Below are 25,134 nucleotides of genomic sequence, written 5' to 3' on the forward strand. Positions count from 1 at the left end.
GCCCCCTCCTCACGCTCATACGACCCGCTCCATGTCCCGGGACTTCCCGTCCCGTACGACGATCTCGCGGTCCGAGTAGGCGGCCACCCGCGCCTCGTGCGTGACCAGCACGACGGCGGCGTTGGTGGACCGGGCGGCGTCCGTGAGCAGCTCCATCACGCGCTCGCCGTTGAGGGAGTCGAGGGCGCCGGTCGGCTCGTCGGCGAACAGCACGCGCGGGTTGGTGACGAGGGCCCGGGCGACGGCGACCCGCTGGCCCTGCCCGCCGGACACCTCACCGGGCCGCTTCTTGCGCAGGTCGTCGACCTCCAGCCGTTCCATCCACGACAACGCGGCCCGCTCCGCCTCCTTGCGGGAGGCGCCGTTCAGCCTCAGCGGCAGGGCGACGTTCTCCACGCAGGTCAACTCGGGCACCAACTGCCCGAACTGGAAGACGAACCCGAACTCGCTGCGCCGGAGCGCGCTGCGCTGGGCGTCGTTCATGGTCGCCATCTCGTGCCCGTTGTACGTGATCGACCCGGAGTCGGGCGTGACGATCCCGGCGAGACAGTGCAGCAAGGTCGACTTGCCGGACCCGGACGGGCCCATCACGGCGACGATCTCACCGGCGTGGACGGAGAACTCGGCGCCGTCGAGCGCGACGGTCGGCCCGTAGGCCTTGCGCAGCTCGTCGGCGGCGAGCAGGGAGCCTGCGGGCGCGGTCACCTGGTCACCACCTCGGCGAGCTTCTCCAGCCGCGCGGTCGTCAGCTCCAGCCAGCGCAGGTCGGCTTCGAGGTGGAACAGCGCGTGGTCGCAGATCAGCTGGTCGGCCAGGTCGCCCTTGCGCTTGCGGTCGGTGAGGATCCGCATCATGCGCAGGTGCTCGGCGCGCTGGGTGTCGAGGATGTCGCCCGCGTCGCGCCGGGTGAGCAGCGCGAGGACGACCTTGGTGTACAGCGTCGACTGGAGGTACGGCTCCGGCTTCTCCGGGGTCGCGAGCCACCGCTGTACGTCGGTGACGCCGGCCTCGGTGATGGCGTACCGCTTCCGCTCCGGACCGTCGCCGGGTTCGATGCCGTCGACCTCGACGAGGCCGTGCTTCAGCAGGCGGGACATCGTCGAATAGACCTGGCCGTAGTGCAGCGGCCGGTCGTGACCGAACTTCTCGTCGAAGGCCCGCTTCAGGTCGTAACCGTGACGGGGGCCGGACTCCAGGAGTCCCAGGAGGGTGTGACCGATGGACATGGAGAGGACTGTACACGGGGTGTATACCTCGCGTGTATAGATCGAGGAATCCGGTGCGGGCCCGGTGCTTCGAGCCATGTGGACGCCGGGTCGAGTGCTCAGGTGGGCTCGGAGCCGCCGGGTGGCCGGCCCCGCCGGGGGATCGGCTTGGCCTCGCCCGGCAGCCGACCGGCCTCCGCGAGCGCGCGCCGCAGCAGGAACTCGATCTGCGCGTTCGCCGAGCGCAGTTCGTCCCCCGCCCAGCGGGCCAACGCCTCGTACACCGCGGGATCCAGCCGCAGCAGCACCTGCTTGCGCTGCTGCGGCCGACGCTGAGGGGCCGGGCCCTCGGAGGGATCCGTCACTGGTACAGGGTTCCCGTGTTCAGGACCGGCTGCGGTGCCCGGTCGCCGCACAGCACCACCATCAGGTTGGACACCATCGCCGCCTTGCGCTCCTCGTCCAGTTCCACGATGCCCTGCTCGGCGATCCGGGCGAGCGCCGCCTCGACCATGCCCACCGCTCCGTCCACGATCTCCCGCCGCGCCGCGACGACCGCCCCCGCCTGCTGCCGCTGGAGCATCGCCGAGGCGATCTCGGGAGCGTACGCGAGGTGCGTGAAGCGGGACTCGATGATGGAGACGCCGGCCGCCTCCACGCGCGCGTGCAGTTCGACGGCGAGCTTCTCGGTGATCTCCTCGGCGTTGCCGCGCAGCGAGAGGCCGTCCTCCTCGTGGGCGTCGTACGGGTACTCGATGGCGATGTGCCGTACTGCCGCCTCGGTCTGGGTGGAGACGAACTCCAGGAAGTCGTCCACCTCGAAGGTGGCCTGAGCGGTGTCCTCGACCCGCCACACCACGACCGCGGCGAGCTCGATCGGGTTGCCGTAGGCGTCGTTGACCTTGAGGACGGCGGTCTCGTGGTTGCGGACGCGGGTGGAGATCTTCTCGCGGGAGGTGAACGGGTTCACCCAGCGCAGCCCGTCCTCGCGGATCGTCCCCCGGTAGCGCCCGAAGAGCTGGACCACCCGGGCCTCGCCCGGTGCCACCGTGTTCAGGCCGCACATGGCGATGAAGGCGGAGAGACCTATCACGACGCCGCCGACGATCAGGGCCGCCTTGGCGCCGGTCGCGGTGATGGTCGTGGCGGTGACGACCATGCCGATACCGAGCAGCAGGCCGACCAGGCCCAGCAGCAGCGCGAGCGCGCCACCGATGCTGTGCGCGGCGAACTCTCTGACGCGCGGAGTGGGCATTCGGGGCAGGTCGGCGGTGGGAGTGGAGTCGTGCGTGGAGTCATGTGCGGAGTCGTGCGTGGACATGGGGGTCCCCCGTTCTGGTACTGCGAACCACGAAGCCGGTCTAGCTTGGTGATGACTAAGTGATATCACTTTACCCTGCCACGGCAACCCCGAACCCCTCTCGGGAGTCAGGTTCCATGGACGCAGGTGCTGATTCTCACGTCCGTAAAAGACCGGATCGAAGGCCCTTTGTCACATACGGCGGTGTTAGCTTTCTGAGCTGACCTGGCCCACGAACCTGTGTGACAGCCGAGAAGGAAGCGGAGCGAGCGGACTCATGGGACGAGCGGAAGAGAGACGAGCGCGGCAGCGCGGTGGCCGCCGCGCGGCGCCCAAGAGCCGCCGTTCGTCGGCCGCCGCGGGCGGCACGCCCGGAAAGAGCCTCATACGCAGGCTCTTCACCTGGAAGAAGATCCTCGGCACCTTCTTCGGAGTGTGCCTGCTCGGCATCGGCGCGTTCATCGCGCTGTACATGATGGTGGGCGTCCCCAAGGGCAACGCGGCCGCCCAGCAGCAGAGCAACGTCTACAAGTACAGCGACGGCACGATCCTGACCCGCAAGGGCGAGACCAACCGCGAGATCGTGGATCTCAGCGTGGTCCCCAAGCCCGTCCAGTACACCTTCGTCGCGGCGGAGAACAAGAGCTTCTACACGGACGCCGGCATCGACCTCAAGGGCACCGCCCGCGGCCTGATCAACACGCTGTCCGGCAAGGGCAAGCAGGGTGGCTCGACGATCACCCAGCAGTACGTCAAGAACTACTACCTGAACCAGGACCAGACCGTCACGCGCAAGCTGAAGGAACTGGTCATCTCCTTGAAGGTGGACCGCACCACGTCCAAGGACGACATCCTCGCGGGCTACATCAACACCAGCTACTACGGCCGCAGCGCCTACGGCATCCAGGCCGCCGCCCAGGCCTACTACCGCGTCGACGCCAAGGACCTCAAGGTCGAGCAGGGCGCCTACCTCGCCGCCCTGCTCCAGGCCCCCAGCCAGTACGACTGGTCGGCCGCGAGCGACACCGGCAAGGCACTGGTGACGGAGCGCTGGAACTACGTCCTGGACAACATGGTCGAGGAGGGCTGGCTGAGCAAGGCCAAGCGCGACGCCATGACGTTCCCGAAGCCGAAGGAACCGAAGGGCGCCCCCGGCCTGGACGGCCAGAAGGGCTACCTGGTCGACCTCGCCAACCGGCAGCTCGAGGACCAGCTCATGCAGGAGCAGGGCATCTCGCGGGACGAGGCCGAGGCGCAGGTCGACAACCAGGGCTGGACCATCACCCTCAACATCGACAAGAAGAAGCAGGCCAAGCTGGAGAAGGCGGCCGAGACCCAGCTGACCAGCAAGCTGGACCCGAAGAAACGGTCGGTCGACAAGAACATCCAGGCCGGTGCCGTCTCCGTGGACCCCAAGACGGGCAAGGTCCTCGCGCTGTACGGCGGCGAGGACTACTACAAGCACTACCGCAGCAACGCGACCCGCGCCGACTACCAGCCCGCGTCGACGTTCAAGCCTGTCATCCTCGCCGCCGCGCTGGAGGACAACGCGAAGACGCAGGACGGCAAGCCGATCACCGCGAGCACGATCTACGACGGCACCAGCAAGCGTCCCGTCGAGGGCAGCGACATCGCCTTCTCGCCGGAGAACGAGGACGACCAGGACTACGGCGACGTCACCGTCCAGACGGCGATGAACAAGTCCATCAACTCCGTCTTCGCGCAGCTGGGCGTCGACGTCGGCATGGACAACGTCCTCGAGGTGGCCGCCAAGCTCGGCATGGACACCGCCGACCTCAAGGCGGTGCCCGCGCAGACCCTCGGCACCATGGGCGCCAGCCCGCTGCAGATGGCCGGCGTCTACGCCACCCTCGACAACCACGGCAAGAAGGTCACGCCGAGCATCCTCAAGTCGGCCGAGCACAACTCCCGCACGGTCGAGCTGCCCGACCCGATCGGCGACCAGGTGCTCAGCCCTGAGACCGCCGACACCGTCACCTCGGTCCTGACCGGCGTGGTCGACGACGGCACGGCCCGCACCTCCGTCCGCGACAACTCCGAGCGCGACGGCCAGCAGGTCGCCGGCAAGACGGGTACCTCCGACGACAACAAGTCGGCCTGGTTCACCGGCTACACGCCCGACCTGGTCACCTCGGTCGGCCTGTTCGGCGAGGACGCGAAGACCGGCGCGCAGACCAAGATGTACGGCGCCGGCGGCCTCGACCGGGTCAACGGCGGTGGCTTCCCGGCGCAGATCTGGGCGGCGTACACCTTCGGCGTCTCGGCCAAGAACTCCAAGTTCGACCTGGACACCGACCAGGGCGCGGCGGTCCAGCCGACGAAGTCGCCGACCCCGACCCGCACCGCCACCCGGACCCCGACCAAGGAGCCGACCACCGAGCCTCCGTCGACGGAACCCGAGACCTCGGAACCGGCGACGACCTCGCCCCCGCCCCAGACCCCGTCGTCGACTCCGACGACCCGACCGCCGACAACCCCGACGACGTCACCCCCGGCGGACGACACCACCCCGGAGGACCCGCTGGACCCGAGGGACGACGACAACCTCTAGCAACAGCAAGGGGCGCCCGGTGCGTACCGGGCGCCCCTTGACGTACCCAGGGGCGCGGGAACTGCGCGACAAGCCCCAACGAACCCGCAGCCGCCCTACGACCAAAACCCCCGCGGCGCCAGCGAACCCCGCCCCACCGCCGGAGGCATCAGGCCTCAGCTGCTGTTCAGCTCGAACCAGACGACCTTCCCCGTGCTCAGCCGCGTCGCCCCCCACCGCCGGGCCAGCCGGTTCACCAGGTACAGACCGCGTCCGCCCTCGTCCGTGGCACGAGCCTGCCGCAGCCGGGGAAGTTGCGGAACGTCGTCCCCGACCTCGCAGCGCAGCACGTCCGTCCGCAGCAGTCGCAGCGTGATCGGCCGGGTCGCATAGCGCACGGCGTTCGTCACGACCTCGCTGACCAGCAGCTCCACGGAGTCGGTGATGTCCTCCATGCCCCAGCGGGACAGCGCCCGCCGGGCCAGCCGCCGGGCCCGTCCGGGGGCCGCGTCCTCCGGCTCCAGGAACCAGTACGCCACGTCACTCGGCGCGATCCCGTCGAAACGGGCGGCGAGCAGGGCGATGTCGTCGTCCCGGTCGCCCGGGCCGAGCATGTCGAGCACCTCGTCGCACAGCGCTTCCAGGGGCGGCGGATGGTCGGGTCCCGTGAGCTGCGCGGTGGCGGCGAGCTTCTCCCGCAGCTGCTCTATCCCGGTCCACACGTCCCTGAGGCGCGATTCGACGAGCCCGTCCGTGTACAGGAGCAGGGTCGCGCCGGCCGGGGCGTCCAGCTCCACGGCCTCGAAGTCGACACCCCCGACCCCGATGGGCGCGCCCGGCGGCACCCGCAGCACCTCGGCACGGCCGCCCAGGTGCAGCAGGACCGGCGGGGGATGGCCGGCGTTGGCGATGGTGATCCGGTGCGAGACCGGGTCGTAGACGGCGTACAGACAGGTCGCCATGCGGTCGGTGCCGAGCCGCTGGGCCTGTTCGTCGAGGTGGTGCAGGACCTCCTGCGGCGGCAGGTCGAGCCCGGCGAGGGTCTGCGCGGTGGTCCGCAGCTGGCCCATGATCGCGGCGGACGTCATGGAGTGCCCCATGACGTCGCCCACCACCAGCGCCACGCGACTGCCCGGCAGCGGGATCGCGTCGTACCAGTCGCCGCCGACCCGCGCGGTCTCGGCGGCCGGCAGATACCGGGACGCCAGACGCACACCCGTGGGCCGCGGCAGCGTCTCCGGCAGCATGGTGCGCTGCAACTCGTCGGCGATGTACGCCTCACGGCCGTACAGCACCGCCTTGTCGATGCCGAGCGCGCTGTGCGTGGCGAGCTGGGCGGCGACCAGCAGGTCGTCCGGCTCGAAGGCGATGCGCTCCGGGCGGCGCAGGAACAGCGCGGCACCGATCACCCGGCGCCGGCCGCGCAGCGGCGCGAGGATCGCGCGCTCTCCGGCGGGTACCGCGAACTCGGAGCTCTCGCCGAGGAGTTCGGCCAGCGCGGCGCGTACGTCCGGGGTGTCGGTGAAGACGGGGCGCACCCCGCGCAGCACCTCGGCGAGCGCGCTGCCGGGCCGTACCTCGCACAGTTCGGTGCCGATCGTGTTCAGCTCGGGCTGATCCGGCACCGGCACCGGCAGGATCCCGTCCTCCAGGTCCCGCTCCTGCGGGATCCGGTCGGTCCGGCGCAGCCGCAGCACCAGTGGCCCGGTGGGCCGTTCGTCGCCGACCGGCAGCGGGTCGCGCAGATAGACGAGGATCGCGTCGGAGAAGGTCGGCACGGTCGCCCGGCACAGCCCCATCACGATCTCGTCGAGGTCGATGCCACGGGCGATCCGCCGGGTCGCGGCTCCCACGAACCGCAGCCGGTCCCCGTCCCGCCGCATCGGCGTGGGCCGGCCGGGCGGCAGCCCTTGTCCGGTACGGCGCTCCGCGCCTGTGCCGCCGTCGGTGCCCGGCTGGGCCGGGATCGTCTCCGGCACGGGCCGCGGACGGTGCGTGTCGGACTCCGCGGAGGCGGCGGGCTGGGAGTGCTCGGGGTCGGTACCTACGGCTCTGGTGTCCTTACCGCTCGATGTCGTCGTGCCGGGACCGGCGGGCGGCGTCTCGCCGCCGCGTGCCTGTGCCGGTAAGACGCCGGCGCCGGGCGCGTGCGACGGCGTATCGGCGCTGTGCGCAGGCGACGGCGTCGGGGTACGCAGGAGCGCCCCGCGGGGATCCGCGGGGGCGACGCCCGGCTGGGGGCGTTCGAAGGAGGTCGGCTGCTCCGTCACGCGTGTCGAATCCGTCCGTCCGGCGCTGAATGCCGCGCGTGCAGTTGGTCCCGCCGAAAACCCGATACCCGGAATACGTGTCCCAGGAACGGATTTCCCGCGTGGTCAGAGGCTGTTTCTGTGCCACCGGCGAAAAAACCGCCGTCGGCACCGGTGTTGCCCTCGTACCCCTCGCTCACGTCCTGCCGCCCCTCGGTGACGATCGGTCAAGCCCAGCGCATGCCCCCGAAGTTGCCAGTGCGCGCCCTTGCGGAGGACGATCCTACGTTTCTTGCCCGGGGGCGCATCAAGGGTCTCACGACGACATGTGCGCGGGCGTGCGATCCCAGTCCTCCGGCAGGGCCGGGACACTCCAGGACGGATCGGGACGCCAGTGCTGCCAGCCGTCCGAGAACGGCGGCCCCCAGTCCCGGATCACGTCCACCACACGGTGGCCAGCCTCCCGCACCTTCCGCGCTTGCTGGTCGTCCATCAGCCCGTCCCGCTGGGCCTGCGCGAACTCGTCCTCGTCCAGCCAGCGCCAACTGCGGTCGGAATGGACGGAGATGTCGAGAAAGTGATCCTCGGAGTCCACCCCGCCCGCCCAACGCGCCAGTGGCTCCTCCAGGTTCACGTACCAGTTCTTGAACCGCCAGCCCGGTTCCCAGAACAGCCACACCGACCACGGCTCACCCGGCCGTGCGAGCTTCAGCACACCCGTCCCGAACCACCGGTCGCGCTGCACGGACCGCGGCTTGGTGTAGCGGCTCTCCAACGGCTCGACGTGCACGGGCGTACCGTCCGCGAGCACCGGCTTCACACACTCGGTGCCCGGAGCCATCCACACGGCGAGCAGTTCGCTGTCGTCCCGTACGACGGTGACGGGACGCACGATGTGGAACCCCGCGCCGCCGTTCTCCCGGTAACGCCACAGAATGTGACTGCCCGGCGCCCAGAACACCGCCGACCCGCCCGCGCCCACGTCGGCTCTCACCGCTCCACCGTCTGCCATGCACAGATATTAGGTGCCATAGGCATACGACGCTGCGGCGCGTGTCACGGTTCACGCGCGGGGCGCGACGGGTGCGCGATTGGTTACGGGTGCGTCATCCGCAGGACATCCAGCGCCTCGTCGAGTTGCTCGGCCGTGAGGTCGCCACGCTCCACGTACCCGTTCTCGACGACGACCTGACGGATGGTCTTCCGCTCCGCCAGCGCCTTCTTGGCGACCTTCGCGGCCTCTTCGTACCCGATGTACTTGTTGAGCGGGGTCACCACGGAGGGCGACGACTCGGCGTACTCGCGTGCCCGGTCCCGGTGGGCGACGACGCCGTCCACGGTCCGGTCGGCGAGCAGCCGCGACACGTTGGCGAGCAGCCGGATCGATTCCAGGACGTTCTTGGCGATGACGGGCAGCATCACGTTCAGTTCGAAGTTGCCGGCGGCTCCGGCGGTGGCGACGGTCGCGTCATTGCCGACGACCTGGGCGCAGACCATGAGCACGGCTTCCGGGATCACCGGATTGACCTTGCCGGGCATGATCGAGGACCCGGGCTGGAGGTCGGGGAGACTGATCTCGGCGAGGCCGGTGCGCGGACCGGAGGCCATCCACCGCAGGTCGTTGGCGATCTTCGTCAGCCCGACGGCGATGGTCCTCAGCTGCCCGCTGGTCTCGACGATCCCGTCCCGGGCACCCTGCGCCTCGAAGTGGTCGCGGGCCTCGGTGAGCGGCAGCCCGGTGGTGCGGGCGACTTCCGCGATGACGGCGGCGGAGAAGCCGGGGGGCGTGTTGATCCCGGTCCCGACGGCGGTCCCCCCGAGCGGCAGCTCGGCAAGGCGCGGGAGGGAGGCCCGCAGCCGCTCGACGCCGTACCGCACCTGCGCCGCGTACCCCCCGAACTCCTGCCCCAGCGTCACCGGTGTGGCGTCCATGAGGTGGGTCCGCCCCGACTTCACGACGTCGGCGAACTCGTCCGACTTGCGGGCGAGGGAGTCGGCGAGGTGCTGGAGCGCCGGGACGAGATCCCGGGTGACCGCGGCGGTGGCGGCGATGTGGATCGACGAGGGGAACACGTCGTTGGACGACTGGGACGCGTTGACGTGGTCGTTGGGGTGGACGTCCCTGCCCAGCCGCTCGGTCGCGAGCGTGGCGATGACCTCGTTGGTGTTCATGTTGGACGAGGTCCCGGACCCGGTTTGGAACACGTCCACCGGGAAGTGCTCGTCCCAGTCCCCCCGGGCGACCTCGTCGGCCGCCTCCTGGATGCCCTCGGCGATGTCCTTGTCCAGCACCCCCAGACCGGCGTTGACCTTGGCGGCGGCTCCCTTGATGCGGGCGAGCGCTTCGATGTGGGCCCGTTCGATCCGTTGCCCGGAGACCGGGAAGTTCTCCACGGCCCGCTGCGTCTGGGCCCGCCACTTCGCGTCGGCGGGCACCCGCACCTCGCCCATGGAGTCGTGCTCGGTCCGGTAGCGCTGGTTGCCGTCGTCGGCAGTCGTCGTCATCGTCGTACCTCCGGTAGGAGAGCATGGCCGCGCGAGGGCGTATTCCCCTGCTGGTTCCCCTGCCAGCATGATCTTCACGGCCCGGCTTGTCCTGCCCGGCCACCCGAGGAGCCACGCCGGCGCTTGTTCTTCGGGCGCCACCACTCCCAGCCCGTCCGGCGTTTGAGGACGAGGCCGTCAGGCCGAACGGGGTCTGGGGCGGAGCCCCAGGGGACGGGACGGGCAGGGGCGGCGGGGGCGAAAGAATCCCCCGGCGCCCCCGTGGCACTACGCCAGCCCGGGCCCCCGCACCGGGATCGAAGTGAAGGTCGGCGCCGGGGCGGGATCCTGGAAGAAGTCGTTGCCCTTGTCGTCGACGACGATGAACGCCGGGAAGTCCTCGACCTCGATCTTCCAGACGGCCTCCATGCCGAGCTCCTCGTACTCGACGACCTCGACCTTCTTGATGCAGTCCTGGGCGAGGCGGGCGGCGGGGCCGCCGATGGAGCCGAGGTAGAAGCCGCCGTGGGTGTCGCACGCGTTGGTGACCTGGGCGGACCGGTTGCCCTTGGCCAGCATCACCTTGGAGCCGCCGGCGGCCTGGAACTGCTCGACGTAGGAGTCCATGCGGCCGGCCGTGGTCGGGCCGAAGGAACCGGACGCGTAGCCCTGCGGGGTCTTCGCGGGGCCCGCGTAGTACACGGGGTGGTCCTTCAGGTACTGCGGCATCTCCTCGCCCGCGTCCAGCCGCTCCTTGATCTTGGCGTGCGCGATGTCGCGGGCCACGACCAGCGGACCGGTGAGCGAGAGGCGGGTCTTGACGGGGTACTTGGTCAGCTCGGCGAGGATGTCGTCCATCGGCTGGTTCAGGTCGATCTTGACGACGTCACCCTCGGTCTCCAGGTGCTCGTCCGTCGTCTCCGGCAGGAAGCGCGCCGGGTCGGTCTCCAGCTGCTCCAGGAAGACGCCCTCGGCGGTGATCTTCGCGACCGCCTGACGGTCGGCGGAGCAGGACACGGCGATGGCGACCGGGCAGGACGCGCCGTGCCGGGGCAGGCGCACCACGCGGACGTCGTGGCAGAAGTACTTGCCGCCGAACTGCGCCCCGATGCCGATCTTCTGCGTCAGCTCGAAGACCTTCTCCTCCAGCTCCTTGTCCCGGAAGCCGTGGCCCAGCTCCGAGCCCTCGGCGGGGATCTCGTCCAGGTAGTGCGCGGAGGCGTACTTGGCCGTCTTCAGCGCGTACTCGGCGGACGTACCGCCGACGACGATCGCGAGGTGGTACGGCGGGCAGGCCGCGGTACCCAGCGAACGGATCTTCTCCTCCAGGAACTTCATCATGGAGGACTCGTTCAGGACGGCCTTCGTCTCCTGGTAGAGGAAGGACTTGTTGGCGCTGCCGCCGCCCTTCGCCATGAACAGGAACTTGTAGGCGCCGCCGTCCGTCGCGTACAGCTCGATCTGCGCCGGCAGGTTGGAGCCGGTGTTCTTCTCGTCCCACATGGTGAGCGGGGCCATCTGCGAGTAGCGCAGGTTCAGGTTCAGGTACGCGTCGTAGATGCCGCGGGACAGGGCCGCCTCGTCGCCGCCCTCGGTGAGCACGTTCTGGCCGCGCTTGCCCATCACGATCGCCGTGCCGGTGTCCTGGCACATGGGCAGGACGCCCGCGGCCGCGATGTTCGCGTTCTTCAGCAGGTCCAGCGCCACGAACTTGTCGTTGCTCGACGCCTCGGGGTCGTCGATGATCCGGCGCAGCTGGGCCAGGTGGGCCGGGCGCAGATAGTGCTGGATGTCGTGGATGGCCTCCTCGGCGAGCTTGCGCAGCGCCTGGGGCTCGACCTTGAGGAACGTCCGCCCGTCGGCCTCGAAAGTGGAGACACCCTCGGAGGTCACCAGCCTGTACGGGGTTGTGTCCTCTCCCATGGGGAGCAGATCGGTGTACGCGAACTCAGGCATCTCGCCCATTCCTCACTCGACAGACGGCCGCTGGCCTCCATTGGCAGCGCCCACCAGCGTAGAACCTGCCGCTGACAGCGGTCTTGTGAGGTAGGGCTCAGTTGGCCGGATCGAGCCGGGTCAAGGTTGTCCACAGCCCCTAGTCGCGATCTATCGCGTTTGGGTACGCTGCTGCCGTGGACCTTCAGAAGCACACCGAACCGCAGGTGCCGTCGGCCGAACTCCGCGCCTCGGACGCCGACCGCGACCGGATCGCCGACATCCTGCGCGAGGCCCTCGCGGAGGGCCGCCTCACCGCCGACGAGCACGCCGAGCGCGTCGAGGGGGTGCTGAACGCCAAGACGGTGGGCGAGCTGGAGGTCTTCATCCGGGACCTGCCGGCCGCCCACGAGCGCCGGGCCACCCCTGCCTACAGCCCGGCCCCGAACCGTCCCACGGACGCGATCCCGCACGACCCGGACGACAACGTGGTCGCGGTCTTCAGCAGCGCCGTCCGCAAGGGCCGCTGGCGAGCGGGCCGCCGTATCCACGCGTACGCGGTCTTCGGCAGCGTCGAGATCGACCTCAGCGAGGCGATCTTCGAGTACCGGCAGGTCGTCATCAAGGCGATCTCGGTCTTCGGCAACGTCGAGGTCCGCGTCCCGGAGAACGTCTCGCTGCGCGGCACCGGCGGTGGCGTCCTCGGCAACTTCGAGGTGGACACGCTGGATTCGGCCGACCCCGAGGCCCCCGTGGTCTACGTGGACGGCTGGGCCGTGCTCGGCAACATCGAGGGCAGACCCAAGCGCGGCAAGCTCGTCGCGGACATCCTGGACCGAGTGCACCGCAAGGTCGACAGGAGTTTGCGCAAGCACCTGGATCATTGACGGTCGCGAATTCGGCGGCGTGCGAAGCGGAGGGATCGCCGTCCGTCGCGCCTGAGAGCGCGTACAGGCCCCCGAATCCCGGCGGTTGGGGACTCAGTGCATAGGCGCGCGCACAGCGGGTAGGCCTTGCTGCATCGTCGCTCGCTCGCGAAGCCGTCGTCAGGAGTAGACCGTGCTGCAACCGCCGCATTCGTCCCTGCAGGTCGCTGCCGTTCCGGCCCAGCGGGTGCCAGTGCGGGACAGGGACCAAGACGCACCCTGGCACACCGAGGCGGTGTGCCGGCGCGACGAGGCCGGCCTGTTCTTCGCACCGTCCAAGGAACCCACCGCCGCCCGGCTCTCCCGCGAGGAGGCCGCGAAGCGCGTCTGCGGGCGCTGTCCGGTCATGGTCGAGTGCCGCGAGCACGCGCTCCTGCAACCGGAGCCGTACGGCGTCTGGGGCGGCCTGACCGCCGCGGAACGCCGTGTGGTGCTGGCCCGGCGCCGCCGCCGCGACCTGGAGCTGAAAAAGGCGACGAGGCCGGCGGACCACATAGCGGCCGCGGGCTGACCGGCCCGCCCGACATACGCCGAGGGGCGCCCCCACCGCACCGGGGGCGCCCCTTCGACGCTGGACGGGGAGGTGGCATACCCCCCGGCGAACGTACTTGCGAACCTTGTTCCGAACCTACTTCGCCTTGTCGAAGTCGATCGCGCTGTAGGCCCGCAGCTTGCTCAGCCGATGCTCGGAGTCGATCCTGCGCACCGTCCCCGACTTCGACCGCATCACGATCGAGTCGGTGGTCGCGGTCTCCGACCGGTACCGCACGCCCCGCAGCAGCTCACCGTCGGTGATGCCGGTCGCCACGAAGAACACGTTCTCGCCGGAGACCAGGTCGTCGGTCGTCAGCACGCGGTCCAGGTCATGCCCGGCGTCGATGGCCCGCTGCCGCTCCTCGTCGTCCTTCGGCCACAGCTTGCCCTGGATCGTGCCGCCCAGGCACTTCACGGCACAGGCGGAGATGATGCCCTCCGGGGTGCCGCCGACGCCGAGCAGCAGGTCGACGCCGGTGCCCTCGCGCAGCGCCAGGATCGAGCCGGCCACGTCGCCGTCGGAGATCAGCCTGATGCGCGCGCCGGTCTCCCGGACCTCCTCGATGAGGCCCTGGTGCCGCGGCCGGTCCAGGATGACGACGGTGACGTCCTCGGGCGTGGACCGCTTGGCCTTGGCGACCCGGCGGATGTTCACGGACACGGGCGCGTTGATGTCGACGAAGTCGGCGGCCTCGGGGCCGGTCACCAGCTTGTCCATGTAGAAGACGGCGGACGGGTCGAACATCGACCCGCGGTCGGCGGCGGCCAGCACGGCGATCGCGTTGGTCATGCCCTTCGCGGTCAGCGTGGTCCCGTCGATCGGGTCGACGGCGATGTCGCACTCGGGCCCGGTCCCGTCGCCGACGCGCTCCCCGTTGAAGAGCATCGGGGCCTCGTCCTTCTCGCCCTCCCCGATGACAACCACGCCGTTCATCGAGACGGTGGAGACGAGCGTCCGCATGGCCCGAACCGCGGCACCGTCGGCGCCGTTCTTGTCGCCGCGCCCGACCCAGCGGCCCGCGGCCATGGCCGCGGCTTCGGTCACCCGGACGAGTTCCAGGGCGAGGTTGCGGTCGGGAGCTTCGGAGGGAACCTCGAGCTCGGACGGCAGATGATGATGCTCGGTCATCGGAGCGCACCTTTCTGATACGGCGACGGCCGGATGAGGGTATGGGCCAGACTCTATCGTCAGGCAGACAAAATGAGCAGGGGGCCCCACGGATGAGCGGACCAGGGCACCTGCGACGATAGGGACGTGGCAGGTTCGAACGGTAAGCAGAAGACGGTCCGGGACATGATCCTCTCCCTGGGTCTGATCGGGCTCATGGCGGGTGTCATCTACCTCTTCATCCCTCATGACGACTCCGATCCGGAGATCAAGAAGGTCGACTACCGCGTCGAGCTGCTCACGGCACGCCGCGCCGCGTCCTACCCGGTGGCGGCGCCCGAGGGCCTCCCCGCCGGCTGGAAGGCCACCTCCGTCCGCTACCAGGGCGACAACTTCGACATGTGGCACCTGGGCTTCCACGCGCCCGACGGGGAGTACGTCCAGGTCGAGCAGTCGACTCAGAAGCCGTCGACGTTCATCGACGAAGCCAGCCAGGGCGGCAAGGCGACGAAGACCACCGAGGAGATCGGCGGCCGGACCTGGACGCGGTACACCGGCGGCCGCTACGACGCGCTCGTCCACCTGGGCGACGGGGCGACGACGGTGGTGGCGGGCACGGGTCCGTTCGAGCGGCTGACGGAGATGGCCGGGGCGCTCAGGACGGCGTGAGCGCCGAGGACGCGAAGAAGGCCCCCGGCGTTGCCGGGGGCCTCTTGCGTGATCTTGCACCGCTCAGTCGCGGACCGCTCAGACCGTGGTGACGACCTCGTCGTACGCCAGGCGGGGGGAGCGCGGGAACCAGGCGTCCTCGCCCGGCTTGCCGATGTTGACGACCATCAGCGGGGTGTGGTCGTCGTCGAGGAACTCCTTGCGGACGCCCTCGAAGTCCAGGCCGGTCATCGGGCCGGCGGCGAGGCCCGCGGCACGGACGCCGATGATGAAGTACGCGGCCTGCAGGCCGGCGTTCAGCGCGGCGGCACCCTCACGGGCGGAGCGCTCGCCGAAGAAGACGTCCTTGGCCTGCGGGAAGTGCGGGAAGAGCTCCGGGAGCTCCTCGTGGAACTCGTTGTCCGCGGAGAGGATTGCGACCAGCGGGGCGGTGGCCGTCTTGGGCTGGTTGCCCTCGGCCATGTGCTGGACCAGGCGCTCACGGGCCTCGGCGGAGCGGACCAGGGTGACGCGCAGCGGGGACTGGTTGAAGGCGGTCGGGCCGTACTTGACCAGGTCGTAGATCGCCTGCACCTGCTCGTCGGTCACCGGCTCGTCGGTGAAGGTGTTCGCGGTACGGGCCTCACGGAACAGGAGGTCCTGGGCGGCGGGGTCAAGGACGAGAGACATGGATGAACCTTTTCGAGACGTACGTCGGGCCCGGGGGCCGGACCGGCTGACGTCAACGACCGTACGCGAATGAAGTTCAACCTTCAACAAAAACCGGATCGCGGTGATCCGCCTCACAGGACCGGAGGTCTCGGTCCCGTCCCCTGGCTGCCTCGCGCCTGCCCTCGGCTCGCTACTCGGCGTCCCCGGCGTCCTCCCGGCCGGCCGGCTCCTCCTCCGCGAGGGCCGCGTCCAGCCGCGCCCGCGCCCCCTCCAGCCAGCGCCGGCACACCTTCGCCAGCTCCTCGCCCCGCTCCCACAGAGCGAGGGACTCCTCCAACGTCGTACCGCCCGCCTCCAGCCGCCGCACCACGTCGATCAGCTCGTCCCGCGCCTGCTCGTACCCGAGCGCCTCATCCACCTTGCTGCTCATCCGCCCACCCTAGGGCCTGTCCGGCGGCCCACCCCGGGGCCGCGGGGCCTGGCACGCACATCTGCCGCGTTGTCGTCAGTCGCCGACTCCCCCGCTCTCGACTTCGCTCGAGCGGGGGGACCCCCATCGCGTCGACTCCCTCCTCCGTCTTGCAGCTGCACGCACCAGGCCCCGCTCACCCGTGCCTATTCGGCGCCGTGAGCCGGCGTCGGGCTGGTCCGCCGGAACGGCCCTGCATCGACTCGAACGACGAACTCACCCTCGGCGACCCGTGCCCGCAGGACCTCGTCGCCCGTGACCTCGTCGGGGTCGCGGACGACGTGGCCGTCGGTCTTCTGGAGCACGGCGTACCCCCGCTTGAGGGTGGCGGCGGGGGAGAGGGCCACCACGCGTGCGTGCGTGTGCGTCAGCTCGGAGTCGGCGCGGTCGAGATGGTGGCCGAGGGTGCGCCGGCCGCGGTCGAGCAGGGCCCCTACCTGGTCCGCCCGCTCGTCGATCATCCGGTGCGGATCCTCTATCACCGGCCGGGCGAGCGCCTGGGCGAGCCCGCGTTCCTCCCGGTCGACGAACGCCTGCACGCACCGCCGGGCCCGGTCCCGCAGCATCCGCACCCGCTCGAACTCCTCACCGACGTCCGGTACGACCTTCTTGGCGGCGTCGGTCGGGGTGGAGGCGCGCACATCGGCGACGTAGTCGAGGAGCGGGGTGTCGGGTTCGTGCCCGATGGCGGACACGACGGGCGTACGGCAGCTCGCGACGACCCTGATCAACTGCTCGTCGGAGAACGGCAGGAGATCCTCCACGCTGCCGCCCCCACGCGCGACGACGATCACGTCCACCTCGTCGATCTCGTCGAGCTCCTTCACCGCCTGCACGACCTGCGGCACGGCGTGCACCCCCTGCACGGCCACGTTGCGCACCTCGAAGCGGACGGCGGGCCAGCGGTGCCGGGCGTTCTCCAGCACGTCCCGCTCCGCGGCGGACGCCCGCCCGCAGACCAGCCCGACGAGCTGGGGCAGGAAGGGCAGCGGCTTCTTGCGCTCCGGCGCGAACAGCCCCTCGGCGGCGAGGGCCTTCTTCAACTGTTCGAGCCGGGCGAGCAGTTCGCCGACGCCGACCGGCCTTATCTCCGCGGCCCGCAACGAGAGCTGCCCGCGCGGGGCGTACCACTCCGGCTTCGCGAGGACGACGACCCGCGCACCCTCGCTGACGACATCGGCGACGGCGTCGAACACCTGCCGATAACAGGTCACGCTCACCGAGATGTCGTACGACGGATCCCGCAACGTGAGGAAGACGACCCCCGCCCCCGGCCGCCGCGACAACTGGGTGATCTGCCCCTCCACCCACACCGCCCCGAGCCGGTCGATCCACCCTCCGATGAGCCGGGAGATCTCACCGACGGGCAGGGGCGCTTCGGGGGACGTGTTGACTGCCATGCCGCGAGCGTATCGGCCGCGTACGACAACGCCCGGTCGTGCGTCGCCCGTCTCGCGAGAGCCCCGTCCGTGTGGTCCTCGCCACCACGCCCGCCCCGGTCACCGTCGCTCTCCCCACCAACCCGACACACCGGCGATCTTCGACCCGCCGAACGCGGCCTTACGATGGGGTGCATGACTGCTTCGCCTGGCCGCCGTGTCCTGCTCGCCGCCCCCCGTGGCTACTGCGCGGGTGTGGACCGCGCCGTGATCGCCGTCGAGAAAGCCCTGGAGCAGTACGGCGCTCCGGTCTACGTCCGGCACGAGATCGTCCACAACAAGTACGTCGTGCAGACCCTGGAGAAGAAGGGAGCCATCTTCGTCGAGCAGACGGAGGAGGTGCCCCCGGGCAACATCGTCATGTTCTCGGCGCACGGCGTCGCCCCGACCGTCCACGAAGAGGCCCAGCAGGGCCGGCTCGCCACCATCGACGCGACCTGCCCGCTGGTCACCAAGGTCCACAAGGAAGCCGTCCGCTTCGCGAGCGAGGACTACGACATCCTCCTGATCGGGCACGAGGGCCACGAGGAGGTCATCGGCACCTCCGGCGAGGCCCCCGACCACATCCAGCTCGTCGACGGTCCCGCCGACGTCGCCAAGGTCGAGGTCCGCGACGAGTCGAAGGTCGTCTGGCTCTCCCAGACCACCCTCTCCGTCGACGAGACCATGGAGACCGTCGACGCCCTGAAGGAGAAGTTCCCGCAGCTCATCTCCCCGCCCAGCGACGACATCTGCTACGCCACGCAGAACCGTCAGCTCGCCGTGAAGCAGATGGGCGCCGAGGCCGAGCTGGTGATCGTCGTCGGCTCCCGCAACTCCTCCAACTCCAAGCGCCTGGTCGAGGTCGCCAAGCTCGCGGGCTCGCGCGAGGCATACCTGGTGGACTTCGCCGACGAGATCGACGAGGCGTGGCTGGAGGGCGTGTCCACGGTCGGCGTCACCTCCGGTGCCTCCGTGCCGGAGATCCTGGTCGAACAGGTGCTGGAGTGGCTGTCGCAGCGCGGCTTCGAGGACGTCGAGCTGGTCAAGGCGGCCGAGGAGTCCATCATCTTCTCCCTGCCGAAGGAGCTGCGCCGTGACCTCCGCGAGGAGGCGGCGACGCTCATGGAGCAGCGTGGTGGATCCGGTGCGGGTGGTGTGTGAGAAGGCCTCGACCGATGCGTGAAAGCACCTCGGCCGAATAACTGTCCGTCGTCCGTCGTAACGTAGAGCCATGCAGATCTTCGGCGTGGACATCGGTGGATCCGGGATCAAGGGCGCTCCTGTGGACCTGGACAGGGGCGACCTGGCGGACGAGCGTTTCAAGGTGCTGACTCCGCACCCGGCGACCCCGGACGGAGTGGCCGACGGCGTCAAGCAGGTCGTCGAGCACTTCGGCTGGACCGGGCCGGTCGGGCTCACCTTCCCGGGCGTGGTCACCGGCGGAGCCACGATCCGTACGGCGGCCAACGTCGACAAGGACTGGATCGACAAGGACGCGCGCGCGTTGTTCAGCGACCGTCTGGGCGGCCTGCCGGTGACGGTGGTCAACGACGCGGACGCGGCGGGCGTCGCCGAGATGCACTTCGGCGCCGGGCAGGGCCGCAAGGGCACGGTCGTCCTGCTCACCTTCGGCACGGGCATCGGCAGCGCCGTCTTCGTCGACGGTGTCCTCGTCCCCAACACCGAGCTCGGTCACCTGGAACTGCACGGGCACGACGCGGAGAAGCGCGCCTCCAGCAAGGCCAGGGAGGACGAGGACCTGACGTGGGAGCACTGGGCCCAGCGCGTCCAGAAGTACCTCGCCCACGTCGAGATGCTCTTCTCACCGGAGCTGTTCATCATCGGCGGCGGCGTCAGCCGCAAGTCACAGAAGTTCCTGCACCACATCGAGGGCATCAAGGCGGAGATCGTCCCGGCGCAGCTGCTGAACAACGCGGGGATCGTGGGGGCGGCGATGCACGCGGCGGAGGGGAACTAGGGATCACACGGGCGGGCGGTTTCTCGCGGCCCGGCGGTTCATCAGGCGGATCTTCCGCACCGTCGCGATCAGACCGGCGATGAGCGTGCCTCCGTACAGCCACCCGGCCTGTGTCGCGAGCGCCGTGAACAGCCCCATCAGCCGCCCGCCGATCCCGCCGCCCCCGGTCTCGGCCACGGGGAGGAGCCCCACGGCGAAGGCGATCGGTACCACGATGGGGGCGGTCAGCAGATCGCCCCGCCGGATCCACACGGCGGTCACGACGCACACCGGCAGGAACAGGACGCCGTACACCGTGAGCGAGGCCCCGAACAGCAGGTGGTCGAGGGAGCCGAGCGCGAACATCAGCGCCATGCAGAACAGCCCGCCGCCGAGCCCGGTCAGCCGCGGGTTGGGCACCCGGCGTACGGCCTGGACGATCGGCGGGGCGGTGGGCCGTACCGCCGCGGGCCGTCGTGGCGGCACACCACCGCGTGCCGACGGCGAGCCGGTTCTGCCGGCCTTCGCGCTCCGCGCCGCCTGGGGCGGCAGGGGCGGCGGCACACCGCGGCGCGTTCCGACGTGCGGGGATCGTGTCCTGTGTTGCTCCACTGGACCAACTTAGGTCGTTTTATGTGTCGAATGGCCTCTCAGACACGCCGTCGAGCGGACCTTGGCCAAGCGTTCGATACGTCGCCGGGGCGGGAGCGGGCACGCCGTAGACTGGTGGATCGGCCCCCAGGGGCCTGACGCCAGGGGCCCGCCCCCGGTCCTCTCTCGCCAGCCCTCTCACTCCGGGAAGTCGCACCGTGTCGCTCACGATCGGAATCGTCGGACTGCCGAATGTCGGCAAGTCGACCCTGTTCAACGCCCTGACCAAGAACGACGTGCTGGCGGCCAACTACCCGTTCGCCACCATCGAGCCGAACGTCGGCGTCGTGGGCGTCCCGGACGCCCGGCTGACCAAGTTGGCCGAGATCTTCTCCTCCCAGCGGATCCTCCCGGCCACCGTCGACTTCGTCGACATCGCGGGCATCGTTAAGGGCGCCTCCGAGGGCGAGGGCCTGGGCAACAAGTTCCTGGCGAACATCCGTGAGTCCGACGCGATCTGCCAGGTCATCCGCGCCTTCAAGGACGAGAACGTCGTCCATGTCGACGGCAAGGTCTCGCCCAAGGACGACATCGAGACGATCAACACCGAGCTGATCCTCGCGGACCTCCAGACGATCGAGAAGGTCCTGCCGCGCCTCCAGAAGGAGTCGCGGATCAAGAAGGACATCGCCCCGAAGGTCAAGGCCGTCGAGGAGGCGAAGGAGATCCTGGAGAAGGGCGACACGCTGTTCTCGGCGGGCATCGTCCAGGGCTCCGGCAACGAGGAACTGCTGCACGACCTGCACCTGCTCACCACCAAGCCGTTCCTCTACGTCTTCAACGTCGACGAGGACGAACTGGTCGACGACGACTTCAAGGCCGAGCAGCGTGCCCTGGTCGCCCCCGCCGAGGCGATCTTCCTCAACGCCAAGCTGGAGCAGGACCTCGCCGAGCTCGACGAGGAGGACGCGATGGAGCTCCTGCAGTCCGTCGGCGCCGAGGAGCCCGGCCTCACCACCCTCGCCCGCGTCGGCTTCACCACCCTCGGCCTCCAGACCTACCTGACGGCAGGCCCCAAGGAATCCCGCGCCTGGACCATCAAGAAGGGCGCCACCGCCCCCGAGGCCGCCGGCGTCATCCACACCGACTTCCAGAAGGGCTTCATCAAGGCGGAGGTCATCTCCTTCGGCGACCTGGTGGAGACCGGCTCGGTGGCGGAGGCCCGCGCGAAGGGCAAGGCCCGCATGGAGGGCAAGGACTACGTCATGCAGGACGGGGACGTGGTGGAGTTCCGCTTCAACGTGTGATCACGTCGTTACTGTGCGCTAGATGATTCGTCAAGTGCGCAGGTCGAGCTTCTGGGCGGTCGCCAGCCGCCCGGCCGCCCGGCTCGTCGCCCACGAGGACGTGCCGCGAGCCACCACGGTCATCCTCGGCGGCGTCGGAGCCGCGAACGTGTCGGTGTCCCGCTCGGCACCCTGGTCGGTGACCTCACCGGCTGGCGCATCGCCTTCTCCTCGCTGAGCGCCCCGGCGCTCGTCACACTCATCGCCCTGCTGGCGGTGCTGCCGGGGATGGCCGCCTCGCAGGCCATCCGGCCGAAGCTGCTGATGGAGCACTTCCGCAACCCGGGTGTGCGCGTCGGCATCATCGCGACGGTGCTCATCGTGTTCGGGCACTTCGCCGCCTGCACGTTCGTGAGCCCGGCGCTGCGGAAGCTGTCGGGGATCGACGAGCGCTACGTCGGTCCGCCGCTGTTCGGGTTCGGTGTGGCCGGCATGATCGGCAACTTCGTCGCCGGCTTGGCGATCTCTCGCCGCCGCGCCCCCTGCGGGACTTCTTCGCCTCGACCACGCTCGTGAACGGCATCCCCATTCACGAGGTTTCCCGCTCACTCGGCCACAGGCCCATCAAAGTCACCGTCAGTTCTACGGGCACCTCGTGTCCCGCGCCCGGCAGCGCCGCCGGGAAATCGGCCGGTGCTGATTCGGTGCTGACCTATTGACCGGCCTGCCGCAGGAAGCTGAGGCATTAGGACAATCGGGCTGTTTCTGCCCATATACGATATTCGCCCGGCGGGCAAGTGCATAGACACCTGGACGAGACAGACCAGGGGTGTGCCATGACCATCAAACTCCCGGCGCAGGCCGATGCGCGCCGCGCCGCGCAGCTTCAGGCTCCACCGCCGTCCGTGGTGCTCAGGACCTATCGGAGGCTGCTGCCCCTGCGGATGCGCAGGGCCATGCGGGCCCGGTTCGGTGCGGAGCAGTGGGAGAGGCTGCGGCAGCGGCTGGAGAGACCGGCGTCCTTGGTGCGCGAGGCGCGGCACCGCCGGCTCTGCGCGCGCCTGAAGCGCCTGGGACTGCTGCGGGACGGCGAACGGGTGCCCGTACGGAGCGCCGGAGGGACCCGTATCGCCCTGCTGCAGGAGGGCGTGACGCCCCTTCTGGCCCGGGAGCACAATCTGCGACTGGTGCTGAGCACGCTGGAAAAGGCGGGCGTGGAGCACTTCGTCGTACGCAATGCCGCGAGCACCTCCTCCGCCGTGGGGATCAGCTCCGAAGACCGGGCGGCAGCCGAAAGCGCACTGGTCGCCATGGGCGCGGACGTGCCGGCGTACCTTACGCGGACGGGTGGATCCGAGCGGGCCCGGGACCGGCGCGCCGAACCGGCCGGCTCCCGGCGTTCCTGGCACCGGGCCGCCGGCCGGCAGGTCATCCGCGTCTTCTGCTATCTGGCCGACGCCGCCGCACCCGGCATGGTGCTCGGTGCGGGCTACGGCTGCGACATCGAGGTCTGGCGACCGTCCGAGGGGGGCGCCGAACTCGTGGCGCCGCGCCGCAACCGTACCTGTGAGCGCGTCTGCCGGGAGGCGCCCACGGTCGAGGTTCCCGGTCGCCGCTTCACCCGACTCGCGTCCGAGCACACCCGGCCGCAGCCCGCCACCGTACGCACCCGGCGCGAGTTCGCCGAGCCGGTGCCCGACGACATCCACTTCCCCGTCGACGCCGTGTACACCTGGGTCGACGGCTCCGACCCCGAATGGCAGCGGCGCCGCGCGGCGGTCGTGGGGGAGCCGTACCACCCGCAGGCCGCCAACGCGGCCCGCTATCTCAGCCGCGACGAGCTGCGCTATTCGCTGCGCTCGCTGCACATGTACGCCCCCTGGATCCGGCACGTCTACCTCGTCACCGACCAGCAGGTGCCCGCTTGGCTGGACACCGGACATCCCCGGCTCACGGTCGTCGACCACCGGGAGATCTTCACGGACCCTGCGGTGCTCCCGACGTTCAACTCGCACGCCATCGAGAGCCAGTTGCATCACATCGACGGGCTCGCCGAGCAGTTCCTCTACTTCAACGACGACGTCTTCCTCGGGCGCCCCACGGTGCCGCAGCAGTTCTTCCTGGCCAACGGCATCAGCAAGTTCTTCCTCTCGAAGGCGTTGCTGCCGCCCGTCGGAAGCGCGGGCGCGGACGACGTACCGGTCTCCGCCGCGGGCCTCACCAACCGCCGGCTCCTTCAGGCCCGCTTCGGCAGCAGCATCACCCAGAAGATGAAGCACACACCGTGCGCGCTGCGGCGCAGTGTGCTCGCGGAGATCGAACAGGTCTTCGCGGACGAACACCGGCGCACCGCCGCCCACGCCTTCCGCAGCCCGGACGACATCTCGATCACCAACTCGCTGCACCACTACTACGCATTCCACACGGGCCGGGCCGTGCCCGGCGGCATCCGCTACGACTACATCGACATCTCCCAGCCCGACATCGCCCCGCGGCTGTGCCGTCTGCTGGCCTCCAGATCGAATGTCGCCTTCTGCCTCAACGACACGGTGACCTGCGACGCCGAGCGCCACACCGATGTGGCACTCGTGCAGCGCTTTCTGGACGGCTACTTCCCCACCCCCAGCCCCTTCGAGTACCAGCCCGACCACAAGGAAGCGCTCTCCCTGCCATGCCCCTCGCCATCAGGCTCCCTCACCATTCCGGCGTCCTCGAGGCCGACGGCTCCTATCCACGCGCGCTCAACGTCCTGAGCCGCAAGCAGACCGCCGTACAGCGGCAGCTGCGCCGATCGGGCCTGGCGGGGTACGAGCCCGTGACCCAGGCGACGCTGCTGGCTCTGGCGCAGCAGGCGCCGCCGGGCAGCGCGGTGTACGACGTCGGCGCGCACATCGGGCTCTACGCGGCACTGATCGACGCGGTGTACGGCCACCGGCTGTCGGTGCACGCCTTCGAACCGACACCGGACACGGCACGCATCTGTGGGGACATCCGCCGGCACAACGGCCTCGGCTTCGAGCTGATCACCTCGGCGGTCTCCGACACGCCGGGCACCGCCGAGCTCTATCTGTCCCTGAAGGCCGAATCCTCCAACTCCCTCAACGCCGCGCATCGCAAGCACACCGAGACCGTGAGCGTGCCGGTCACCACGCTGGACGCGTTCACCGAGGAACGGTCGGCCCGGCCCAGCCTCATCAAGATCGATGTGGAGACGCTGGAGGGCCAGGTGCTGGCGGGCGCGCTGGAGACGGTGCGCCGGCACCGGCCCTGGATCGTGCTGGAGATCCTGCCCGGCTCCGACCATGACGCCTTGGGGCGGGCCTTGGATGTGCTCACCGAGCTGGGATACGGACTGCATCTCCTCCAGCCGGAGAGCCCGTGGCCCGGCAGAAACCGCGGCGACTACCGTCGGCACGTGGGCGGTCAGTGCCGCGACTGGCTGCTCGCGCCCGCGCCGCTCACGTACGACTTCCACCTCGCGGTACGCACCTGGCTCAGGGCCATCCTGGCGTGCGACGAGCGCACCAACCTGATGGTCCCCGCCGGTGACTCCTTCCCCCGCGGCTGGAACGCCCCGTATCTGCGGCGCACAAGGTTCACTCCGCGTGAGGACGGGTCATTCTCGCACTGCGAACACGCGACACATGAACATGCGACGTCACCAGTCCCGAGGGCCGAGCGCGTGCGGCTGTCCGAACGCCGCGTACGCGATGAACCGTTCGACGCCACCTTGTGCGAACCGCGCTGATTCTGTGCTGACTTGGATCTCGCAGATGCCCGTTTCAGCGAGTGGGAGCG

At 69.8% G+C, this 25,134-nt stretch carries 23 protein-coding genes; 10 read left to right on the forward strand and 13 right to left on the reverse strand.

The genetic code is table 11. The features are described from left to right. Positions 1-15: 15 nt before the first annotated feature. From ACWBNA_RS02235 to ACWBNA_RS02250, 4 genes are all read right to left on the reverse strand, one after another. The gene (locus ACWBNA_RS02235; protein ID WP_482701732.1) at positions 16-705 is read right to left on the reverse strand and encodes an ABC transporter ATP-binding protein; all 690 of its coding nucleotides are present in this window, start codon (positions 703-705) and stop codon (positions 16-18) included. After that, a complete protein-coding gene (locus ACWBNA_RS02240) occupies positions 702-1,226 on the reverse strand; it encodes a PadR family transcriptional regulator (RefSeq protein WP_482701734.1) in 525 nt (174 codons plus the stop codon). The genes ACWBNA_RS02235 and ACWBNA_RS02240 overlap by 4 nt, the downstream gene beginning before the upstream one ends. 98 nt (positions 1,227-1,324) lie before the next feature. Next, positions 1,325-1,570, reverse strand: coding sequence for a type II toxin-antitoxin system antitoxin (locus tag ACWBNA_RS02245; protein ID WP_482701736.1), 246 nt, complete (start codon positions 1,568-1,570; stop codon positions 1,325-1,327). Then, on the reverse strand, positions 1,567-2,526 hold the full coding sequence (locus tag ACWBNA_RS02250) for an SPFH domain-containing protein (protein WP_482701738.1): 960 nt from the start codon (positions 2,524-2,526) through the stop codon (positions 1,567-1,569). The genes ACWBNA_RS02245 and ACWBNA_RS02250 overlap by 4 nt, the downstream gene beginning before the upstream one ends. 256 nt (positions 2,527-2,782) lie before the next feature. Here ACWBNA_RS02250 and ACWBNA_RS02255 point away from each other — a divergent pair, with 256 nt between their 5' ends. After that, entirely contained in the window at positions 2,783-5,077 is a 2,295-nt protein-coding gene (locus ACWBNA_RS02255) for a transglycosylase domain-containing protein (protein ID WP_482701740.1), read from the forward strand. 155 nt (positions 5,078-5,232) lie between these two features. On the opposite strand, the gene ACWBNA_RS02260 is transcribed toward ACWBNA_RS02255, so the two are convergent. From ACWBNA_RS02260 to ACWBNA_RS02275, 4 genes are all read right to left on the reverse strand, one after another. Beyond that, entirely contained in the window at positions 5,233-7,326 is a 2,094-nt protein-coding gene (locus ACWBNA_RS02260; RefSeq protein ID WP_482701742.1) for a SpoIIE family protein phosphatase, read from the reverse strand. 295 nt (positions 7,327-7,621) lie between these two features. Further along, positions 7,622-8,317, reverse strand: coding sequence for a cytidylyl-2-hydroxypropylphosphonate hydrolase (gene fomD / locus ACWBNA_RS02265; protein ID WP_482701744.1), 696 nt, complete (start codon positions 8,315-8,317; stop codon positions 7,622-7,624). A gap of 83 nt (positions 8,318-8,400) precedes the next feature. Then, positions 8,401-9,810, reverse strand: coding sequence for a class II fumarate hydratase (locus ACWBNA_RS02270; protein ID WP_482701746.1), 1,410 nt, complete (start codon positions 9,808-9,810; stop codon positions 8,401-8,403). A gap of 267 nt (positions 9,811-10,077) precedes the next feature. Next, complete coding sequence (locus ACWBNA_RS02275) at positions 10,078-11,745, reverse strand: fumarate hydratase (protein WP_482701748.1); 1,668 nt, start codon at positions 11,743-11,745, stop codon at positions 10,078-10,080. Positions 11,746-11,921: 176 nt separating this feature from the next. Between ACWBNA_RS02275 and ACWBNA_RS02280 the strand changes: the two genes are divergently transcribed. Both ACWBNA_RS02280 and ACWBNA_RS02285 read left to right on the forward strand, forming a co-directional pair. Further along, positions 11,922-12,611 (forward strand): DUF1707 SHOCT-like domain-containing protein, encoded by a 690-nt coding sequence (locus ACWBNA_RS02280; protein WP_482701750.1) that lies wholly within the window; start codon positions 11,922-11,924, stop codon positions 12,609-12,611. Between the two features lie 172 nt (positions 12,612-12,783). After that, the gene (locus ACWBNA_RS02285; protein ID WP_482701752.1) at positions 12,784-13,161 is read left to right on the forward strand and encodes a WhiB family transcriptional regulator; all 378 of its coding nucleotides are present in this window, start codon (positions 12,784-12,786) and stop codon (positions 13,159-13,161) included. 117 nt (positions 13,162-13,278) lie between these two features. Here the strand turns inward: ACWBNA_RS02285 and glpX are convergent, their stop codons facing one another. Beyond that, positions 13,279-14,313 (reverse strand): class II fructose-bisphosphatase, encoded by a 1,035-nt coding sequence (gene glpX, locus ACWBNA_RS02290; protein ID WP_217241150.1) that lies wholly within the window; start codon positions 14,311-14,313, stop codon positions 13,279-13,281. Positions 14,314-14,439: 126 nt separating this feature from the next. Here glpX and ACWBNA_RS02295 point away from each other — a divergent pair, with 126 nt between their 5' ends. Further along, on the forward strand, positions 14,440-14,961 hold the full coding sequence (locus ACWBNA_RS02295) for a DUF4245 domain-containing protein (RefSeq protein WP_482701755.1): 522 nt from the start codon (positions 14,440-14,442) through the stop codon (positions 14,959-14,961). Positions 14,962-15,039: 78 nt separating this feature from the next. On the opposite strand, the gene ACWBNA_RS02300 is transcribed toward ACWBNA_RS02295, so the two are convergent. From ACWBNA_RS02300 to xseA, 3 genes are all read right to left on the reverse strand, one after another. Next, positions 15,040-15,630, reverse strand: a complete 591-nt coding sequence (locus tag ACWBNA_RS02300; protein ID WP_468647271.1) for a malonic semialdehyde reductase — start codon at positions 15,628-15,630, stop codon at positions 15,040-15,042. A gap of 172 nt (positions 15,631-15,802) precedes the next feature. Beyond that, positions 15,803-16,042, reverse strand: coding sequence for an exodeoxyribonuclease VII small subunit (locus tag ACWBNA_RS02305; protein ID WP_482701757.1), 240 nt, complete (start codon positions 16,040-16,042; stop codon positions 15,803-15,805). A 185-nt stretch (positions 16,043-16,227) separates the two neighbouring features. Beyond that, positions 16,228-17,481 (reverse strand): exodeoxyribonuclease VII large subunit, encoded by a 1,254-nt coding sequence (xseA, locus tag ACWBNA_RS02310; protein ID WP_482701759.1) that lies wholly within the window; start codon positions 17,479-17,481, stop codon positions 16,228-16,230. 165 nt (positions 17,482-17,646) lie between these two features. On the opposite strand from xseA, the gene ACWBNA_RS02315 reads away from it, so the two are divergent. Both ACWBNA_RS02315 and ppgK read left to right on the forward strand, forming a co-directional pair. Continuing rightward, a complete protein-coding gene (locus tag ACWBNA_RS02315) occupies positions 17,647-18,663 on the forward strand; it encodes a 4-hydroxy-3-methylbut-2-enyl diphosphate reductase (RefSeq protein ID WP_482701761.1) in 1,017 nt (338 codons plus the stop codon). Between the two features lie 70 nt (positions 18,664-18,733). Beyond that, complete coding sequence (gene ppgK, locus ACWBNA_RS02320; protein WP_482701763.1) at positions 18,734-19,480, forward strand: polyphosphate--glucose phosphotransferase; 747 nt, start codon at positions 18,734-18,736, stop codon at positions 19,478-19,480. 3 nt (positions 19,481-19,483) lie between these two features. Here ppgK and ACWBNA_RS02325 read toward each other — a convergent pair whose 3' ends face one another. After that, a complete protein-coding gene (locus tag ACWBNA_RS02325) occupies positions 19,484-20,071 on the reverse strand; it encodes a DUF6542 domain-containing protein (protein WP_482701765.1) in 588 nt (195 codons plus the stop codon). 197 nt (positions 20,072-20,268) lie between these two features. On the opposite strand from ACWBNA_RS02325, the gene ychF reads away from it, so the two are divergent. From ychF to ACWBNA_RS02345, 4 genes are all read left to right on the forward strand, one after another. Next, positions 20,269-21,357, forward strand: coding sequence for a redox-regulated ATPase YchF (gene ychF, locus ACWBNA_RS02330; RefSeq protein WP_482701767.1), 1,089 nt, complete (start codon positions 20,269-20,271; stop codon positions 21,355-21,357). 267 nt (positions 21,358-21,624) lie between these two features. Beyond that, positions 21,625-21,912: a hypothetical protein gene (locus ACWBNA_RS02335; protein WP_482701769.1), complete on the forward strand. Its 288-nt coding sequence runs from the start codon at positions 21,625-21,627 to the stop codon at positions 21,910-21,912. 260 nt (positions 21,913-22,172) lie between these two features. After that, the gene (locus ACWBNA_RS02340) at positions 22,173-24,089 is read left to right on the forward strand and encodes a stealth family protein (RefSeq protein ID WP_482701771.1); all 1,917 of its coding nucleotides are present in this window, start codon (positions 22,173-22,175) and stop codon (positions 24,087-24,089) included. Beyond that, positions 24,008-25,084, forward strand: coding sequence for an FkbM family methyltransferase (locus ACWBNA_RS02345; protein ID WP_482701773.1), 1,077 nt, complete (start codon positions 24,008-24,010; stop codon positions 25,082-25,084). The genes ACWBNA_RS02340 and ACWBNA_RS02345 overlap by 82 nt, the downstream gene beginning before the upstream one ends. Positions 25,085-25,134 lie beyond the last annotated feature (50 nt).

This window comes from Streptomyces sp. Q2 (genome assembly GCF_056820935.1).